At 60.1% G+C, this 17,800-nt stretch carries 18 protein-coding genes; 12 read left to right on the forward strand and 6 right to left on the reverse strand.

Annotated features, from left to right (window positions below; genetic code table 11):
* Window positions 1–70: 70 nt before the first annotated feature.
* Together ACQ4OB_RS13180 and ACQ4OB_RS13185 are read right to left on the reverse strand one after the other, a co-directional pair.
* Window positions 71–1,546, reverse strand: a complete 1,476-nt coding sequence (locus ACQ4OB_RS13180) for an inorganic phosphate transporter (RefSeq protein WP_074874173.1) — start codon at window positions 1,544–1,546, stop codon at window positions 71–73.
* Window positions 1,547–1,922: 376 nt separating this feature from the next.
* A complete protein-coding gene (locus ACQ4OB_RS13185; protein WP_007935837.1) occupies window positions 1,923–2,123 on the reverse strand; it encodes a hypothetical protein in 201 nt (66 codons plus the stop codon).
* 228 nt (window positions 2,124–2,351) lie between these two features.
* Here ACQ4OB_RS13185 and ACQ4OB_RS13190 point away from each other — a divergent pair, with 228 nt between their 5' ends.
* From ACQ4OB_RS13190 to pcaC, 12 genes are all read left to right on the forward strand, one after another.
* The gene (locus ACQ4OB_RS13190; protein WP_156886730.1) at window positions 2,352–2,498 is read left to right on the forward strand and encodes a hypothetical protein; all 147 of its coding nucleotides are present in this window, start codon (window positions 2,352–2,354) and stop codon (window positions 2,496–2,498) included.
* Window positions 2,499–2,794: 296 nt separating this feature from the next.
* Complete coding sequence (gene pcaR, locus ACQ4OB_RS13195; protein WP_074874175.1) at window positions 2,795–3,637, forward strand: pca regulon transcriptional regulator PcaR; 843 nt, start codon at window positions 2,795–2,797, stop codon at window positions 3,635–3,637.
* A 128-nt stretch (window positions 3,638–3,765) separates the two neighbouring features.
* On the forward strand, window positions 3,766–5,112 hold the full coding sequence (locus ACQ4OB_RS13200; protein ID WP_074874177.1) for an MFS transporter: 1,347 nt from the start codon (window positions 3,766–3,768) through the stop codon (window positions 5,110–5,112).
* Window positions 5,113–5,395: 283 nt separating this feature from the next.
* A complete protein-coding gene (locus ACQ4OB_RS13205) occupies window positions 5,396–6,253 on the forward strand; it encodes a CoA transferase subunit A (protein WP_007947285.1) in 858 nt (285 codons plus the stop codon).
* Window positions 6,253–7,032 carry a CoA-transferase subunit beta gene (locus ACQ4OB_RS13210; protein ID WP_430955798.1) on the forward strand — a complete coding sequence of 260 codons (780 nt, stop codon included), beginning with the start codon at window positions 6,253–6,255 and terminating at the stop codon, window positions 7,030–7,032. The genes ACQ4OB_RS13205 and ACQ4OB_RS13210 overlap by 1 nt, the downstream gene beginning before the upstream one ends.
* The gene (pcaF, locus tag ACQ4OB_RS13215) at window positions 7,029–8,234 is read left to right on the forward strand and encodes a 3-oxoadipyl-CoA thiolase (RefSeq protein WP_430955813.1); all 1,206 of its coding nucleotides are present in this window, start codon (window positions 7,029–7,031) and stop codon (window positions 8,232–8,234) included. Before ACQ4OB_RS13210 ends, pcaF begins: the two co-directional genes overlap by 4 nt.
* A 36-nt stretch (window positions 8,235–8,270) precedes the next feature.
* Entirely contained in the window at window positions 8,271–8,975 is a 705-nt protein-coding gene (gene pcaH / locus ACQ4OB_RS13220) for a protocatechuate 3,4-dioxygenase subunit beta (RefSeq protein ID WP_074874186.1), read from the forward strand.
* Between the two features lies 1 nt (window position 8,976).
* Window positions 8,977–9,543 (forward strand): protocatechuate 3,4-dioxygenase subunit alpha, encoded by a 567-nt coding sequence (gene pcaG, locus ACQ4OB_RS13225; protein ID WP_102616307.1) that lies wholly within the window; start codon window positions 8,977–8,979, stop codon window positions 9,541–9,543.
* 192 nt (window positions 9,544–9,735) lie between these two features.
* On the forward strand, window positions 9,736–11,040 hold the full coding sequence (locus ACQ4OB_RS13230) for an MFS family transporter (RefSeq protein WP_430955799.1): 1,305 nt from the start codon (window positions 9,736–9,738) through the stop codon (window positions 11,038–11,040).
* A gap of 45 nt (window positions 11,041–11,085) precedes the next feature.
* On the forward strand, window positions 11,086–12,450 hold the full coding sequence (locus ACQ4OB_RS13235) for a 3-carboxy-cis,cis-muconate cycloisomerase (RefSeq protein WP_430955800.1): 1,365 nt from the start codon (window positions 11,086–11,088) through the stop codon (window positions 12,448–12,450).
* A gap of 11 nt (window positions 12,451–12,461) precedes the next feature.
* Window positions 12,462–13,268: a 3-oxoadipate enol-lactonase gene (gene pcaD / locus ACQ4OB_RS13240; protein ID WP_430955801.1), complete on the forward strand. Its 807-nt coding sequence runs from the start codon at window positions 12,462–12,464 to the stop codon at window positions 13,266–13,268.
* 10 nt (window positions 13,269–13,278) lie between these two features.
* Window positions 13,279–13,671, forward strand: coding sequence for a 4-carboxymuconolactone decarboxylase (gene pcaC, locus ACQ4OB_RS13245; protein ID WP_008147336.1), 393 nt, complete (start codon window positions 13,279–13,281; stop codon window positions 13,669–13,671).
* Between the two features lie 193 nt (window positions 13,672–13,864).
* Here pcaC and ACQ4OB_RS13250 read toward each other — a convergent pair whose 3' ends face one another.
* From ACQ4OB_RS13250 to ACQ4OB_RS13265, 4 genes are all read right to left on the reverse strand, one after another.
* The gene (locus ACQ4OB_RS13250; protein WP_430955802.1) at window positions 13,865–14,683 is read right to left on the reverse strand and encodes a methyltransferase domain-containing protein; all 819 of its coding nucleotides are present in this window, start codon (window positions 14,681–14,683) and stop codon (window positions 13,865–13,867) included.
* Window positions 14,684–14,703: 20 nt separating this feature from the next.
* Window positions 14,704–15,087: a DUF1641 domain-containing protein gene (locus ACQ4OB_RS13255; RefSeq protein WP_430955803.1), complete on the reverse strand. Its 384-nt coding sequence runs from the start codon at window positions 15,085–15,087 to the stop codon at window positions 14,704–14,706.
* A 22-nt stretch (window positions 15,088–15,109) separates the two neighbouring features.
* Complete coding sequence (locus ACQ4OB_RS13260; protein ID WP_430955804.1) at window positions 15,110–16,300, reverse strand: NAD(P)/FAD-dependent oxidoreductase; 1,191 nt, start codon at window positions 16,298–16,300, stop codon at window positions 15,110–15,112.
* A gap of 194 nt (window positions 16,301–16,494) precedes the next feature.
* On the reverse strand, window positions 16,495–17,754 hold the full coding sequence (locus tag ACQ4OB_RS13265) for an OprD family porin (protein ID WP_430955805.1): 1,260 nt from the start codon (window positions 17,752–17,754) through the stop codon (window positions 16,495–16,497).
* Between the last annotated feature and the right edge of the window lie 46 nt (window positions 17,755–17,800).

A 17,800-nucleotide genomic window follows, 5' to 3' on the forward strand; every position in this document is an offset into this window, starting at 1 on the left:
TTTGAGTTTTCGGTGGGCAATAAAAAGGCGCGAACCTCACGGAACGCGCCTTTTTCGTTGCCGCGATGTATCAGCTGCCCAGTGCCTTCGACGCCATCCAGAACAGGCCGGCCGACAGCGCCACTGTGGCTGGCAGGGTCAGGACCCAGGCCAGCAGGATGGTTTTGACGGTGCCACCTTGCAGGCCGCTTTTATTGGCGACCATGGTGCCGGCCACGCCCGAGGACAGCACGTGGGTGGTGGAAACCGGCAGGCTGAAGATGTTCGCCATGCCGATCAGGCTCGCCGTAGTGATCTGTGCCGACATGCCTTGGGAGTAAGTCATGCCCTGCTTGCCGATCTTCTCGCCGATGGTCAGAACCACGCGCTTCCAGCCCACCATGGTACCCAGGCCGAGGGCCAGGGCGACCGCCAGGATCACCCAGAACGGGGCGTATTCGGTGGTAGTGGTCAGGTCTTTGCGCAGCTTGTCCAGGTCAGCCTTTTCACGGGCAGCGAGACCAGGCAGCTTGCTGACTTTCTTCGCCGTGTCGTCCAGGCAGAGCAGGTAGCGACGCACTTCGATGCGGCTTTCCGACGGCAGCGAGTGGTAGTCCGCTACACCTTTAAGGGTGCCGAGCAGGGCGGTGATGGTCGGTTCGGTCTGTTGCGGGTTGCAACGGAATTTCTCCGGCAGATCGCCTTCCACGCTTTTGCCCAGGGCCAGGAACTCACCCAGCGTATCGGCATTGCGCTTGTAGAACTGGCTCAGGTGCAGGGTCGCGTCGCGAGTCCGTTCGATCTGGTAAGTCGTGCTGCCCAGGTCGAGTACGAACTGTGCCGGCACGATACCGATCAGCACCAGCATGATCAGGCCGATACCTTTCTGGCCATCGTTGGAACCGTGCACGAAGCTCACGGCCATGGCCGAGATAACCAGTACCAGGCGGTTCCAGAACGGCGGGTGCTTCTTGTCATCGATCTTGCGGCGCTGCTCCGGTGTCTTGTGCATCTTCGACAGCGGACGCCACCATTTAAGGCCGATCAATATCAGAGCTGCGACCAGGAAGCCCGCCATTGGCGAGAATACCAGGGACGCTCCGATATCAATTGCCTTCTGCCAGTTCACGCCATCAGCCAACGGAATCTCGTTGATCAAGGCGTTGGCAAGGCCGACACCGAGGATCGACCCGATCAGCGTATGGGAGCTGGAAGCCGGGATACCGAAGTACCAGGTGCCCAGGTTCCAGGTGATAGCGGCGGCGAGCAGCGAGAACACCATGGCCAGCCCGTGACCGGTGTTCACATTGATCAGCAGTTCTACCGGCAGCAGGTGGACGATGGCATACGCCACGCCGACACCGCCCAGCAGCACGCCGAGAAAGTTGAACACACCGGAAAAGAACACCGCCAGATGGGGCGGCATGGCTTTGGTGTAGATAACAGTGGCCACCGCGTTAGCGGTGTCATGAAAGCCGTTGATGAACTCGAAGGCGAGGACAAAGGCCAGGGCGAGCAAGAGGCTCACAAGCACCCAAGCATCTAGTCCGCTGAATAAATCGATCATGAAGGTTTTCTGACCCGGTCGTAAGGGGGCGCGATTATGCCAGAAAAGACTGCTAATCGATGCACTAGGTGCTCATCGGTAACATTCTTCAACGAATTAATTTGCGGCAACAGCCCAAGCCCCAGGTTTTTACTGGGTTTTGCAAGTCATTGAATTTCTTTGAAAAGACCGCAGCCACACGGCGTTCTCTCGTAAGAGCACGAGGTTTTAACGCTTGTGTGAAATTTCTGAAAAGAGGGCCAGACATGCGCCATTTACCTCATCCGATGGGTGAGGTGGCCGCTGCCCGCTGGTAGCGGGCGCGAAAGGCGTCATCGATACATCCCGCTTTTAACGGGTGCAGATGCAGACCCTTGAAAGGATTCAGGCCGAGGGCTCATGGCTCCTCGGCTTTGAGTTCCTTTTCCATTTTCTGCAATTCTTGAGTGAAAGCCTGATCCTGAACGGTGGCGCGTTTACGCCAGGGTTTGCGTTCCGGTTCGGGCTGAGCGGCGTAGGTGGTGACTTCCCCGCCGTAAACTTCCTTGTAACGTTGTTCCTGGCGCTCAAGTTCCGCGCGCAGTTCGTCTTTCGTCACAGTGCTACCTGATTGAGTTGAGATAAATTCTGGTGAAACGACTGCATCAAATGTAGTTGACCACGCTCGTCGAATGGAACAAGGCCCGTGAAGGCATCATTTTTTTACGGCGTTGCGATCAATTACTTCCATGTTGCAGGCGGCCACGGCACCAGAGATAAACAGCTGACGTAGCATCAGTTTCCTGTTTCAGCGAACACCTGGCGACGCATTTGAAATGAGTATCAGGTGGTTGCTGAGGGCAACGGCGATGGAACATCGCGCTACCGGGTGGCGGAATCGGCAAGTAAAAACCGGTTACCACTGAATTTCATTATAGCGGTCGATCTGAAGAACACTATCGCCAAGGAGTTAAAAGTAGGTCTTGATGTGTGATTGTTTTGTTACTCACAACTTTATGCGGCTAACTAGGTGGCTCTGCCGCCCGGCGTTACAGTGATGTCTTTTCTGGCGCCATGAAGTCGAACAAGTTAGGACAATTACATCGAGCCTTCTAGTCAGCGTCACAGCCAGTGTAAAAACAGGTGCAAGCCCGTTCACTATTCGGGCTGATCCGATTGCGATTATCGGTCGACGGTTCGATAATCGAACAGTCTTGCCTGTCCGGGGTTGTGTGAGGGACCGGCTGCCGCTTGTAATAGCCGCTGAACCGTGTGGGAAAAGGACCTTATATGAACGATCAAATGCGCAATTCCTTCGCTTCAGTGGCGCCGCCGATCGTTGCCTCGCCCGCCAAGCGGATCCAGGCAATGACCGGCGACCCGGATTTCATGACATCCCTGGCTCGAGGCCTGGCCGTGGTGCAAGCGTTCCAGGAGCGTAAACGTCACCTCACCATCGCCCAGATCAGCCACCGTACGGAAATTCCCCGCGCCGCTGTGCGACGTTGCCTGCACACGCTGATCAAACTCGGCTACGCCACCACCGACGGTCGAACCTATTCGCTGCTGCCTAAAGTGCTGACCCTTGGCCATGCCTACGTGTCCTCGACGCCCTTGGCGGTTTCTGCCCAGCCCTACCTGGATCGGATGAGCGAGCAACTTCATGAAGCCTGCAACATGGCCACTCTGGAAGGCGATGACATCTTGTACATTGCTCGTTCGGCTACCACCCAGCGACTGATTTCCGTCGATCTGTCGGTCGGTGGACGTCTGCCCGCCTATTGCACTTCGATGGGGCGGATTCTACTCGCGGCGCTGGATGATACTTCACTGGGCGAGTACCTCGACCATGCCGAGCTGCAAGCCAAGACCAGCCGAACCTTGCACACCCCCGAGGCGTTGCTCGAATGCCTGCAAGAGGTGCGGCAGCAAGGTTGGTGCATCGTCGATCAGGAACTGGAACAAGGTTTGCGCTCGATTGCCGTTCCGGTGTACGACGCTTCCGGCCAAGTGGTCGCGGCGCTCAATGTCAGTACTCACGCCGGCCGAGTCAGCCGCAATGAGCTGGAACAACGTTTCCTGCCCGGCCTTCTGAGCGCGAGCCGCGACCTCAGCGCGCAACTCTTCGCCTAAGCTGTTCGATAAACGCACAGAGTCGTGTTTATCGAATTGACGCTCTTTCCCCAAGATCACTAATGTCGCGGCAGCGCCAGCCTTGGCTGGCTCCTATCCGACTGCGTTCTTTGCGTGGAATAAAAATAATGAACCAGCCCCAGTCTGCTGTAGGAAACTGCCTCGACGTGCAGTCCTTCATCAATGCTCAACCCATTTCGCGCTACCAATGGCGAGTGGTGATTCTGTGTTTCCTGATTGTTTTCCTCGATGGCCTCGACACGGCGGCCATGGGTTTCATCGCGCCCGCCCTGTCTCAGGATTGGGGCATCGACCGCGCCAGTCTCGGCCCGGTGATGAGCGCGGCGCTGATCGGCATGGTTTTCGGCGCACTGGGTTCTGGCCCATTGGCTGACCGCTTCGGGCGAAAAATCGTACTAGTAGGGGCGGTACTGTTGTTTGGCGCGTTCAGCCTGGCGTCGGCTTACAGCACCAACGTCGATCAGTTGCTGGTGCTGCGATTCCTCACCGGCCTGGGCCTGGGTGCCGGCATGCCGAACGCCACGACGCTGCTGTCCGAATACACCCCGGAGCGCAAGAAATCCCTGCTGGTGACCAGCATGTTCTGCGGCTTCAACCTCGGCATGGCGGGCGGCGGTTTCATTTCCGCCAAACTGATTCCGGCCTTTGGTTGGCACAGTCTGCTGTTGATCGGCGGGATTTTGCCGCTGATCCTCGCCGTCGTATTGCTGTTCTGGCTGCCGGAATCGGCACGCTACCTCGTCGTCCGCAATCGCGGCACTGACAAAGTGCGCAAAACCCTGGCGCCCATCGATCCAATCGTCGTCGCCCAGGCTTCCAGCTTCAGCGTGCCGGAGCAGAAGACTGTGAAGGCCCGCAACGTGTTCGCGGTGATCTTCTCCGGCACCTACAGCACGGGCACCTTGTTGCTGTGGCTGACCTACTTCATGGGGCTGGTGATTGTTTATCTGCTGACCAGTTGGCTGCCGACGCTGATGCGTGACAGTGGCGCGAGCATGGAGCAGTCGGCATTCATCGGCGCGTTGTTCCAGTTTGGCGGGGTATTGAGCGCGGTGGGCGTTGGCTGGGCGATGGATCGGTTCAATCCGCACAAGGTTATCGGCATTTTCTACCTGTTCGCCGGGGTGTTTGCCTACGCGGTAGGGCAGAGCCTGGGCAACATCACGCTGTTGGCGACGTTGGTGCTCGTGGCCGGGATGTGCGTCAACGGCGCGCAATCGGCGATGCCTTCACTGGCGGCGCGGTTTTATCCGACGCAGGGGCGGGCGACCGGGGTGTCGTGGATGCTCGGGATTGGCCGCTTCGGCGCGATTCTCGGTGCGTGGATGGGCGCAACGCTGCTGGGGCTGGGCTGGAACTTCGAGCAAGTACTCACGGCGTTGGTGATTCCAGCGGCATTGGCGACCACGGCGGTGGTGATCAAGGGCATGGTCAGCCATGCGGATGCGACTTGAGGAGAGGCGTCTGATTTTTCGTTGAGCCTGCGGCCCTCATCGCGAGCAGGCTCGCTCCCACAGGAGAACGCGGTCAACTGTGGGAGTGAGCCTGCTCGCGATGCTTTTGATCGATCAGTGTGGAGATCGGTAGGTAGACAACAATGTGTTCGATAAACGAACACTCAGTCGATTATCGGATTGTTTGGCGTTTTTCAGGGGCTTACTCTTCAGTCATTCCGGCGCTGCGCATCGCGCCTTTTTTCTTCCACTGTCGGTTCATAACAAAACGGGAGCCTGCCCCATGGCTGAAATCCTTTCGCTGCACGACGCGGTGAAGCAATTCGTCAACGACGGCGATACCGTCGCGCTCGAAGGCTTCACTCACCTGATCCCTACGGCGGCGGGTCACGAAATCATTCGCCAGGGCAAGAAAGACCTGACCCTGGTGCGGATGACACCTGACCTGATCTACGACCAGTTGATCGGCGCCGGTTGTGCTCGCAAGTTGATTTTCTCCTGGGGTGGCAACCCGGGCGTCGGTTCGCTGCATCGCCTGCGTGACGCCGTCGAGAAACAGTGGCCGCACGCGCTGGAAATCGAAGAACACAGCCACGCCGACCTGGCCAATGCCTACGTCGCTGGCGCTTCCGGCCTACCGTTCGCGGTGCTGCGTGCCTACGCCGGCTCCGACCTGCCGAAGGTCAACCCGCTGATCAAAACCGTCACCTGCCCATTCACCGGTGAAGTATTGGCGGCCGTGCCTTCGGTGCGCCCGGACATCACCGTGATTCACGCACAGAAGGCTGACCGCAAAGGCAACGTGTTGCTGTGGGGCATTCTCGGCGTGCAGAAAGAAGCCGCACTGGCCGCCAAGCGCTGCATCGTTACCGTCGAAGAAATCGTCGACGACCTCAATGCACCGATGAACTCTTGCGTTCTGCCGACCTGGGCCTTGAGTGCGGTCTGCCACGTCCCTGGCGGTGCGCATCCGTCCTACGCTCACGGCTACAACGAGCGCGATAACCGTTTCTACCAGGCTTGGGACCCGATTGCCCGCGACCGTGAAACCTTCACTGCGTGGATCAACGAGTACATCCACGGCTGCGCTGACTTCAGCGAGTTCCAGGCCAAGCTGGCCGCTGCTTCGGAGGCCAAGTAATGACTTACACCACCAATGAAATGATGACCGTCGCTGCTGCCCGTCGTTTGAAAAACGGTTCGGTGTGTTTCGTCGGCATCGGCCTGCCGTCGAAAGCCGCCAACCTGGCGCGTCTGACTTCCTCGCCGGATGTAGTCCTTATCTATGAATCGGGTCCGATTGGTGCCAAGCCAAGCGTACTGCCGCTGTCGATCGGTGACGGCGAGTTGGCGGAAACCGCTGACACTGTCGTCCCGACCGGTGAGATTTTTCGCTATTGGTTGCAGGGCGGGCGCATCGACGTCGGTTTCCTCGGCGCCGCGCAAGTCGACCGCTTCGGCAACATCAACACCACCGTGGTCGGCGATTACCATCAGCCGAAAGTCCGCCTGCCGGGTGCCGGCGGTGCGCCAGAGATCGCTGGTTCGGCGAAAAGCGTGTTGATCATCCTCAAGCAGTCGGCGCGTTCCTTTGTCGACAAACTCGATTTCATTACTTCGGTCGGCCATGGCGAGGGCGGTGATTCGCGCAAGCGTCTCGGCCTGCCGGGCGCCGGTCCGGTCGGCATCATTACCGACCTGTGCATCATGGAACCGGAAGCCGACACCCATGAATTTGTGGTCACTGCGCTGCACCCGGGCGTGACCCGCGAGCAAGTGACCGCCGCAACCGGTTGGGCTGTTCGCTTCGCCGACCATGTTGAAAACACCGCCGAGCCGACCGAAGTCGAACTGAAGGCGCTGCGTGATCTGGAAGCCCGCACCGCCGCCGCCCACGGCCAAGCACCGGGAGAAGCCTGATGCGTGACGTTTATATCTGCGACGCGATTCGCACCCCCATCGGCCGTTTCGGCGGTGGCCTGTCGGCGGTTCGCGCTGATGACCTGGCCGCCGTGCCGATCAAGGCACTGATGGAGCGCAACCCGTCGGTGGACTGGAGCGCAGTGGACGAGGTGTTCCTCGGTTGCGCCAACCAGGCCGGCGAAGACAACCGCAACGTGGCACGCATGGCGTTGTTGCTGGCGGGCCTGCCGGAAACCATTCCGGGCGTGACCCTCAATCGCCTCTGCGCCTCGGGTATGGATGCCATCGGCACGGCGTTCCGCGCCATCGCCAGTGGCGAGATGGAGCTGGCAATTGCTGGCGGCGTCGAGTCGATGTCCCGCGCACCGTTCGTGATGGGCAAGGCCGATGCGGCGTTCTCGCGCAACATGAAGCTGGAAGACACCACCATCGGCTGGCGTTTCATCAACCCGTTGATGAAAGCCCAATACGGCGTGGATGCGATGCCACAGACCGCCGACAACGTGGCTGACGATTACGAAATTTCCCGCGAGGATCAGGACGCTTTCGCACTGCGCAGTCAGCAGCGGACAGCCGCCGCGCAAGCCGCAGGATTTTTCGCCGAAGAAATCGTTGAAGTGCGGATTGCCCACAAGAAAGGGGAAAGTGTCGTCAGCCAGGATGAGCATCCGCGCGCCGACACCACCCTGGAAACCCTGGCCAAACTCAAACCGGTCAACGGTCCTGACAAAACCGTCACCGCCGGCAATGCTTCCGGGGTGAACGACGGTGCAGCGGCGTTGATCCTGGCCTCTGCCGAAGCGGTGAAAAAGCACGGCCTGACTGCCCGCGCCAAAGTGCTGGGCATGTCGAGTGCCGGTGTCGCACCCCGGGTGATGGGCATCGGCCCGGTGCCGGCGGTGCGCAAATTGACCGAGCGTCTCGGCCTGGCCGTCAGCGATTTCGACGTGATCGAACTCAACGAAGCCTTCGCCAGCCAGGGTTTGGCGGTGTTGCGCGAACTGGGGCTGGCGGACGATGCGGCCCAGGTCAACCCCAACGGTGGCGCCATTGCCTTGGGCCATCCGTTGGGCATGAGCGGCGCGCGCCTGGTATTGACCGCGCTGCATCAGCTGGAAAAGACCGGTGGCAAGAAAGGTCTGGCGACCATGTGCGTCGGCGTCGGCCAGGGTCTGGCCTTGGCAATCGAACGGGTCTGACGCGTAGCGTGACTAATAAGAACTGAGGAGTGCTTCATGACTGACAAGCCTGGTTACCGCCGCCCGCAAGAGGGCACCCAGCCGGAGTACCTGCACCCGGCCTATCAATCCACCAACCGTCGCTCGCCGTCCAAGCCGTTGGTGTTTTTGCCCCATTCGCTGTCGGAAATTACCGGTCCGACCATCGGTGCCGAGCGCATTCAAGCGCAGGACAACGACCTGACCGCCCAGCACAAGGGCGAGCCACTGGGCGAGCGCATCATCATTCATGGCCGCGTGCTGGATGAAGATGGTTTGCCGGTGCCGGGGATTCTGGTGGAAATCTGGCAGGCCAACGCCGCCGGTCGCTACAACCATGATCGCGATCTGCACGACGCACCGCTGGACCCGAATTTCACCGGCACTGGCCGCACCGTGACCGACGCCGATGGCTGGTATCAATTCCAGACCATCAAGCCCGGCGCCTATCCGTGGGGCAACCACCACAACGCATGGCGCCCGGCACACATCCATTTCTCACTGTTCGGGCCGAGCATTCTGACGCGCCTGGTCACGCAGATGTATTTCCCGGGCGACCCACTGCTGGCGTATGACCCGATCTACAACTGCGTACCGGATACCAGCGCCAAAGAGCGTTTGATCGCCAGTTTCGACCTGGAAAAAACCATCCCTTCCTATGCCCTCGGTTATCGCTGGGACATCGTCTTGCGCGGCCGCGAAGCCACGCCGATGGAGAAATAAGATGACGCTGAACGCGACCACATCCCACACCGTCGGACCGTATTACCACATCGGTTTGACCTGGCTGAACCGCGAAGACCTGACCGTCGAGCAAACCCTCGGCGAGCGCGTGGCGATCACCGGGCAAGTGATTGATGGCAACGGCGACATCGTCAACGACGCAATGCTGGAAGTCTGGCAGGCCAACGCCGCCGGCAAGTATGACCATCCCGAAGACGATCAGGACAAACCCCTGGACCCGCACTTCGAAGGGTTTGGCCGGGTGCCGGTGGATGCCGAAGGGCGCTTCCGTTTCACCACGATCAAGCCGGGCAAGGTGGAAGGCCTGAAAGGCACGACTCAGGCGCCGCATCTGGTGGTGCTGGTGTTTGCTCGCGGGCTGGTGAAGCACTTGCTGACGCGGATTTACTTTGACGGCGAACCGGCCAACGTGGCGGATCCGCTGCTGGAATGTGTGCCGGCTGAACGTCGCAGCACCTTGCTGGCGAAGCAGGATGCATCCGGTGTGTACCAGTGGAATGTGATCCTGCAGGGCACCGACGCCGAGACGGTGTTCTTCGATTATTGATTCCAACCTGATCGTTCCCACGCTCTGCGTGGGAATGCCGCCATGGACGCTCTGCGTCCACTGTGACGCGGAGCGTCACGGGATGCATTCCCACGCAGAGCGTGGGAACGATCAGTGTGAAGAGTGCATCGTTGAAACGGGATCGTTAAGAAGTGTGTTTAGGCTTTTGCAGTCCCCATTGAGTAAAAAACAATGACAACCAACACCGCTACTACAGCCCTCTACACCGGCGAAGAGCGCAGTAAAAGGATCTTCGCGATTGTCGGCGCCTCGTCCGGCAACCTCGTCGAATGGTTCGACTTCTACGTCTACGCCTTCTGCGCGATCTATTTCGCCCCTGCCTTTTTCCCGTCCGATAACCCGACTGTGCAGCTGGTGAATACGGCTGGCGTATTCGCCGCCGGGTTCCTGATGCGGCCTATCGGCGGCTGGATCTTTGGCCGGCTGGCGGACAAGCACGGGCGCAAGAATTCGATGCTGATCTCGATTCTGATGATGTGCTTCGGTTCGTTGCTTATCGCTTGCCTGCCGACCTACAAGGATATTGGCGTCTGGGCGCCGATCATGCTGCTGTTCGCCCGCTTGTTGCAGGGGCTGTCGGTGGGCGGTGAGTACGGGACCACCGCGACCTACATGAGCGAAGTCGCCCTCAAGGGCCAGCGCGGTTTCTTCGCCTCGTTCCAGTACGTGACGCTGATCGGCGGGCAATTGCTGGCGGTGTCGCTGGTAGTGGTCCTGCAACAAATCCTCACTGAGGATGATTTGCGCGCCTATGGCTGGCGGATCCCGTTTGTCGTCGGTGCGGCGGCAGCGTTGATTTCGCTGTTCCTGCGTCGCTCGCTCAAGGAAACCACCAGCAAGGAAATGCGCGAAAACAAGGACGCCGGCAGCATCCGTGCGCTGTTCCGCGACCACAAGGCTGCGTTCATTACCGTGCTCGGTTACACCGCCGGTGGCTCGCTGATTTTCTACACCTTCACCACGTACATGCAGAAGTACCTGGTGAACACCGCCGGTATGCACGCCAAGACCGCCAGCTACATCATGACCGGCGCACTGTTCCTTTATATGTGCATGCAGCCGCTGTTCGGCATGCTCGCGGACAAGATCGGTCGACGTAACTCGATGCTGTGGTTCGGCGCGCTGGGGACGTTGTTCACCGTGCCGATCCTGCTGAGCCTGAAAAGCGTCAGCAGCCCGTTCCTGGCCTTCGTACTGATTACCGTGGCACTGGCGATCGTCAGTTTTTACACTTCCATCAGTGGCCTGGTAAAAGCCGAAATGTTCCCGCCGCAAGTGCGCGCATTGGGCGTCGGCCTGGCGTACGCGGTGGCGAATGCAATCTTCGGTGGTTCGGCGGAATATGTGGCCCTGAGCCTCAAGGCCGTGGGCATGGAAAACTCCTTCTACTGGTACGTCACGGTGATGATGGCGGTGGCGTTCCTGTTCAGTCTGCGCTTGCCGAAACAGGCGAAGTATTTGCAAAACGACCTTTGATCTTTACCCGTGGGCCGGCGTGGCCCACGCCTCCAGGGACTGCTTATGAATGAGCGACCGGGCAATCAATTATTCGATGCCTATTTCACTGCCCGCGAGATGCGTGAGGTGTTCTGCGATCAGGGGCGGGTTCAGGCGATGCTTGATTTTGAAGCGGCGCTGGCTCGGGCCGAGGCGCGAGTCGGGCTGATTCCGCAAACGGCTGTCGCGCCGATTGAAGCGGCCTGTCAGGCCGGGCATTACGACTTCGCGGCGCTCGGCGAGGCGATTGCCACGGCGGGCAATTCGGCGATTCCGTTGGTCAAGGTGCTGGGTAAACAGATCGCGGCCAACCATGCCGAAGCCGAGCGCTATGTGCATCTGGGCGCGACCAGCCAGGACGTGATGGACACCGGCCTGGTGTTGCAACTGCGTGGCGCGCTGGCGCTGATCGAAAGCGATCTGGCGCAACTGGGCGAAACGCTGGCGACCCAGGCGTTACGCTACGTCGCCACACCGCTGGCCGGGCGCACCTGGTTACAGCACGCGACACCCGTCACCCTCGGCATGAAAATCGCCGGTTGGCTGGGAGCGGTCACTCGCAGCCGTCAACGTCTGCAACAACTCAAGCCGCGGCTGCTGGTGCTGCAATTCGGCGGCGCCTCCGGAACCCTCGCGGCCCTCGGCGAGCAGGCGATGCCGATTGCCCAGGCGCTGGCTGAAGAATTGAAACTGACACTGCCGGATCAACCTTGGCACACCCAGCGAGATCGCTTGGTGGAGTTCGGCTCGGTACTGGGATTGATCGCCGGCAGCCTCGGCAAACTCGGCCGTGACATCAGCCTGCTGATGCAGACCGAAGCCGCTGAAGTGTTCGAACCATCCGCGCCGGGCAAGGGCGGTTCTTCGACCATGCCGCACAAGCGCAATCCGGTGGGCGCGGCGGTGCTGATCGGTGCTGCAACGCGGGTTCCGGGTTTGCTCTCGACGCTGTTCAGCGCCATGCCTCAAGAACACGAGCGCAGCCTGGGCCTGTGGCATGCCGAGTGGGAAACCCTGCCGGAGATTTGCTGCCTGGTGTCCGGCAGTCTGAAACAAGCGTTGCTGGTGACGGATGGGCTGGAAGTGGACGCCGAGCGCATGGCCCGCAACCTCGATCTGACCCAAGGGCTGGTGCTCGCCGAAGCGGTGAGCATCGTCCTCGCCCAACGGGTCGGCCGCGACACCGCGCACCATTTGCTGGAGCAATGCTGCAAGCGCGCGGTGGCTGAACGACGTCATTTGCGAGCGGTACTCGGCGACGAGCCGCAAGTGACCGCCGAACTCTCGCCTGCTGAACTCGATCATCTGCTGGACCCCGCTCATTACCTCGGTCAGGCCCATACCTGGGTCGAGCGAGCGGTGGCTGAACATTCTGCGTTGACTGCCTGAAGGAGATTGCTGTGGCTTTCGTACAACTCGCCGAGGGCGAACTGCATTACCAAATTCAAGGGCCGCAACTCGATGGCCCGGCGGATGCGCCGGTGCTGGTGTTGTCCAACTCGCTGGGCACTAACCTGCACATGTGGGACGCGCAGATTGCGGCGTTCACCGAGCATTTTCGCGTGCTGCGTTTCGACACCCGGGGTCATGGCCAATCGCTGGTTACGCCGGGGCCATACAGCATCGAGCAACTGGGCCATGACGTGCTGGCGCTGCTGGATGCGTTGCACATCGAACGCGCGCATTTCTGCGGTCTGTCCATGGGCGGGCTGATTGGCCAGTGGCTGGGGATCAACGCGGGTGATCGCCTGAACAAACTGGTGGTGTGCAACACCGCGGCGAAAATCGGCGATCCGTCGGTGTGGAACCCGCGCATTGAAACCGTACTGCGTGACGGTCCGGCCGCCATGGTCGCGCTGCGTGATGCGTCGATTGCGCGCTGGTTCACCGCCGATTTCGCTGAAGCCAATCCTGCTGCCGCGAAAAAGATTACGGACATGCTCGCGGCCACCTCGCCTGAAGGCTATGCCGCGAATTGTGCCGCCGTGCGCGATGCCGATTTCCGCGCTCAGCTGTCCTCGATCAAGGTGCCGCTGCTGGTCATCGCCGGCACCGAAGACCCGGTCACGCCGCCGTCCGGCGGGCACTTCATTCAGGAACACGTGCAGGGCGCCGAGTACGCCGAGTTCTATGCCGCGCACTTGTCCAACGTCCAGGCTGGCGCTGCGTTCAGTGACCGGGTTGTGACGTTTTTGTCAGCTGATTAAGGGGATTGTTGTGGACGAGAAACAACGTTACGACGAGGGCCTGAAAGTCCGTCGCGCGGTACTCGGTGACGCCCACGTCGACCGCAGCCTGAATGCGCTGACCGAGTTCAACTCGGAGTTTCAGGAGATGATCACCCGCCATGCCTGGGGCGACATCTGGACCCGTCCGGGGCTGCCGCGTCATACCCGCAGCCTGATCACCATCGCTATGCTGATCGGCATGAACCGCAATGAAGAACTCAAGCTGCACCTGCGCGCCGCCGCCAACAACGGCGTGACCCGCGGTGAGATCAAGGAAGTGATCATGCAGAGCGCGATCTACTGCGGCATCCCGGCAGCGAACGCGACATTCCACCTGGCGGAGTCGGTGTGGGATGAATTGGGGGTTGAATCGCGGGAGTGAGCCTGGCGATTTGCGGTGTCTGAGCTGACGCCATCGCGAGCAGGCTCACTCCTACAGTGATCCGGTTGTAACGCAATGCTTGTGTTCACAGAAAATCCTCTGTGGGAGCGGGCTTGCTCGCGAAAGCGGTGGGTCAGCTTGCATCGATGCTGAAGGTTGAATCGCCATCGCGAGCAGGCTCGCTCCCACATTTTTAAACCGTGGCGACGATGAATATCCGTTTGAATGGAAACAACGTGTGGCCGTCACTCTCCGGCGGGTAATGCGCATGCACGCGCATCAGGTAGTGATAGATGAACCGCGCCTGTTCATCGTCCTTCAGCCCCTGCATCACCGGGCGCAACGCCGAGACTTTGACCCAGTCATAGATCGGCGACTTGCCGTCGACAACCTGTAGCTGTTCGGTCTCCCAGATATCCAGTGTCCGGGTAATCGGCGAGAGCAACCGATAGTAACTTTCCAACGACAACAGCGGCCGCGCCGCCATGGCCTCGCGCAATTGCGGTGTGCCCAGTGGTTTGCCTCCGGGGCCTGCGTCTTCAAGGGTGTCGAGCATCAGTTGATACCACTGCGCATCCCGCCAGTCGGGCATGTGCGCGGCCAGGCATCCACCCGGGTTGAGCTGGGCGAGCAGTCGCGGCAACAACTGTTCGTGACCACTGACGAAGTGCAGCACGGCGGCGGCGAACAGCAGGTCCGCCGGTTGTTCGGGTTGCCAGTCGAGTAGATCGCAGTGTTTCCACGACGCCTTGATCGGCAGGCAACGGGCTTCGTCCAGCATTTGCTCGGAACTGTCGATGCCCTGCAACTGCGCTCGAGGCCAGCGCTTGGCCAACCGTTGCGTGGCGATGCCGGTGCCGCATCCCAAGTCGTAGATGCGCTTGGGCTGTTTGAGTTCGACACGGTCGAGCAATTCATTCACCGGTCGTTGCCTGAGACGGGAAAACTGCTGGTACGCCTTGGCGTCCCAGTCGGTGCAGGCTTTCCCTGCCGATTCAAGTTTGACGCTCATGAGGTGATCCTCTCTGGCGGTTACAGTTGTCTTCCGATGACGTTCAATGTTTTCAGGACAACCGCCACGCCTTTGCGCGTGTCCGGGTCGTTCAGCAGTTTGAGCAACGCATAGACTCCCGGTGGCTCGGGGGCGGCGGCGACCTCGGTCTTGGCCAGGCGCACGGCGTTACTGACGGTCCAAGTGGCCGCCGTCGCGTTTTCGAACAATCGCGCCAGTTTTTCCACCATTGCTGCGTCCAGCAGGTCGGTCATGTCCGAGACCAGCGATAGCCCATCGACAATGTTGTCCAGCCGACCGCCGTCGATCAGCGGCTGAAGTTTCGCCATCAAGGCGGCGAGTCCTGGCGTTGCGGGCATGCCGGCAGCGCTGGTCGCCAGGGTTTCATCTGATAGGTTCGTCACGGGTTGTTCCTCCCTGAGCAGATCAAAGCATTCCACGGGCTACTGCCCAGTACAGGCCACGATCGAAGCCATGTCTCAGCAGGCCGCCGAGTTTGGTCGGCGGTGTCGGCAGGACGTCATGGGCGTAGTCGTACCACAGCGGCATCCCGGCGTTGAGGCCCATCTGCGCCACGGCCTGAACCCTTCCGTCATAGACACTGTTGGGCGCGCCGAGGCGAATCTCGGCGGCAATATTGTTGGCGATGACCGGCGCTTGGTTATGGCAGGCACCACCGGCCTTGCTCACCGGCAGATCGACGGTGTCGCCAATCACATAGACGTGTTCCAGGCCGTAGACCTGCAAGGTCTCGTGGTGGGTCGGCAGCCAGCCTTCGTTGTTGGGCGCTTGAGACGCTCCGGATTCCAGCACGGCATCGACGGCGCGGATCGGCGGTGTCGCCATCAAGATGTCGAAGGGTTGCTCTTCGCCTTCTTCGGAGTAGGCGATTTTTCGCTCGGGATCCACACGGCTGAGGGTGAAGCCGCGTTGGAAGCGGATGTTCTTCTGCTCGAAAATACCAGGCAGGATTTCCCCGGTAGGGCGTTGCAGGAACAGGCAGTTACGCAGTAGCTGAGCCGTGGTCGGGTAGGTGTAGACGATTTCCACCTGGTCCCGCACGCCCCGACGACGCAGCAAGTCGTCGAGCATCAACGTCGTTTCTACCGGCGCAATGCCGCATTGGTGCGGCACGTTGGGTGTCTGCGGAAAAGACACCGTGATGAAGATCCGGCCTTTTTTGATCGTGTTCAACCGTTCTGCCAGCTGCCGGGCGGGCTGATATTGGTAGAAGTGGTCACCGGCTTCTTTCAAGCCCTCGATACGCTCTGGCGCGGGCACGCAACCGGTTGCGATGACCAGAAAGTCATAGCCATAGCGCTTGCCGTTGCGGGTTTTCAGGGATTGTCCGGGGAAATCGAAACCCGTGACCTCTTCGACGTAAAAGCTGATTTCCGGGCGCAACAGTGAGCGTTCCGGGCGCTTGAGTTCTTCTTCAAAGAACTGGTTGAACGCCACGTACATGAACGCAGGTTTGTAGTAGTGATCGGGGGAGTTGGACAGTAGTGCAATCGAGACTTCGCCGCGCAGGATTTCTGGATACAGCTTGCTGGCCAGTTGATTGGCCAACATGGTTCCACCTACGCCGCCACCGACGATAACTATTCGCTTGCTCATACCTGACCTCCGTGGTCATGGCAGCTTCGCGTACAGCATCCGGAGATAACGGAAGAAAAAAGGGGCTCCTACATCAGGATGGAGAATTAAACACGCTTCTTGACTGTATCTGCGAACACACAAAGCGCTAGTTCGCGCCGACAGGTGGTACCGGCATGCGACCGTTTTCATCCAACGGTCGCTGCCATACGCGGCTATAGCAAGCTGATCGGATAGCTGACGATCAACCGGTTTTCATCGAACTCGTTGTTGCTGAAGTCCCGGCGGATGGTCGAGTTGCGCCATTTGACGTTGAGGTCTTTGAGCGCGCCGCTCTGCACGGTGTAGCCCAGTTCGCTTTCGCGGCCCCATTCCTTGCCGTCGGTGATGGTGCCGGTGTGGACGTTGTCGCCGCTGATGTAGCGGTTCATCAGGGTCAGGCCGGGAATGCCGAGGGCGACGAAGTTGTAGTCATGCCGTACCTGCCAGGATTTTTCTTTCGCGTTGTCATAACTGGCGTTGTAACTGTCGTTGGCCAGGGTGCCGCCGCTGGTGCCATTGACCCGCATCCACCCGCTGTCGCCGGTGAGTTTTTGCAGGCCGACATAGAAGGTGTTGCCGCCGTATTTGGCCGAGAACAGGCCCGACCAGGTCTTGTTGTCCAACTCGCCGGCCCGGGCGCTGCCGTCGTCCTTGCCGTAGAAGAAACCGAGGTTGGCGCCCAGGGTCCAGTCGCCGAGGGGCTGGGTGTGGATCAGATTCACGTATTGCTGGCTGTAGATGTCCTTGAGTTCGGCATTCCACACACCGACCTGGGTGCGCTTGTCGTTGAAAGCGTATTCGCCGCCCTGGAAGTTGAAGCGGTCGGAGGTAAACGCTGGTTTTCCAGTCATCGACAGGTCGTTCATGCTGCTGTCGTCGCGCGGGCTGTTGGCGCGGAACTGGCCGCCGTAGAGCGTCAGGCCGTTGATTTCCTTCGAGGTGATCTGGCCGCCACGGAAGGTTTGCGGCAGGGAACGACCGTCGTCCGAACGCAGGATTGGCAGCACCGGCATCCATTCGCCCACCTTCACTTCGGTCTGCGACAGCTTGGCCTTGAACGCCACGTTGGTGCGACCGAAGTTGTCTGCCGGGCGCCCGTCGTGATCCAGCGGCAGCAACTGCGTACCGCCCGTGCCTTTACCACCGTCGAGTTTCACCGAGTACAACCCCAGCACATCCATGCCGAACCCGACGGTGCCCTGGGTGAAACCGGACCTGGCGTCGAGGATGAAGCTTTGTGTCCACTCTTCTGCCTTGCCCTGGGTTTTGGTCGGGTTGGTGAAGTTGCGATTGATGTAGAAGTTGCGCAGGTTCAGGTTGACCTTGGCACCTTCGACAAAGCCTGACTCCTCGGCCATGGCGGGCAGGGCGGTACTGGCCAGTGCGACGGCGATGAGGCTGGGGAATAAGAATTGCTTAGTGGAAGGTGTCATGTGCTCGGGTCTCTCTAATTTTTAGGCGTGAAACGGGGCGCTGCCG

Origin of the sequence: Pseudomonas sp. ES4 (assembly GCF_050586665.1) — a bacterium.
GTDB classification, from domain to species: Bacteria; Pseudomonadota; Gammaproteobacteria; order Pseudomonadales; family Pseudomonadaceae; genus Aquipseudomonas; species Aquipseudomonas frederiksbergensis.

Bases quoted from the DNA above. Each gene is read 5' to 3' on its own strand.
- ACQ4OB_RS13180 (WP_074874173.1), bottom strand. From the start codon at position 1,546: ATGATCGATTTATTCAGCGGACTAGATGCTTGGGTGCTTGTGAGCCTC.
- pcaR (WP_074874175.1), top strand. From the start codon at position 2,795: ATGAACGATCAAATGCGCAATTCCTTCGCTTCAGTGGCGCCGCCGATC.
- ACQ4OB_RS13200 (WP_074874177.1), top strand. From the start codon at position 3,766: ATGAACCAGCCCCAGTCTGCTGTAGGAAACTGCCTCGACGTGCAGTCC.
- ACQ4OB_RS13205 (WP_007947285.1), top strand. From the start codon at position 5,396: ATGGCTGAAATCCTTTCGCTGCACGACGCGGTGAAGCAATTCGTCAAC.
- ACQ4OB_RS13210 (WP_430955798.1), top strand. From the start codon at position 6,253: ATGACTTACACCACCAATGAAATGATGACCGTCGCTGCTGCCCGTCGT.
- pcaH (WP_074874186.1), top strand. From the start codon at position 8,271: ATGACTGACAAGCCTGGTTACCGCCGCCCGCAAGAGGGCACCCAGCCG.
- pcaG (WP_102616307.1), top strand. From the start codon at position 8,977: ATGACGCTGAACGCGACCACATCCCACACCGTCGGACCGTATTACCAC.
- ACQ4OB_RS13230 (WP_430955799.1), top strand. From the start codon at position 9,736: ATGACAACCAACACCGCTACTACAGCCCTCTACACCGGCGAAGAGCGC.
- ACQ4OB_RS13235 (WP_430955800.1), top strand. From the start codon at position 11,086: ATGAATGAGCGACCGGGCAATCAATTATTCGATGCCTATTTCACTGCC.
- ACQ4OB_RS13250 (WP_430955802.1), bottom strand. From the start codon at position 14,683: ATGAGCGTCAAACTTGAATCGGCAGGGAAAGCCTGCACCGACTGGGAC.
- ACQ4OB_RS13260 (WP_430955804.1), bottom strand. From the start codon at position 16,300: ATGAGCAAGCGAATAGTTATCGTCGGTGGCGGCGTAGGTGGAACCATG.
- ACQ4OB_RS13265 (WP_430955805.1), bottom strand. From the start codon at position 17,754: ATGACACCTTCCACTAAGCAATTCTTATTCCCCAGCCTCATCGCCGTC.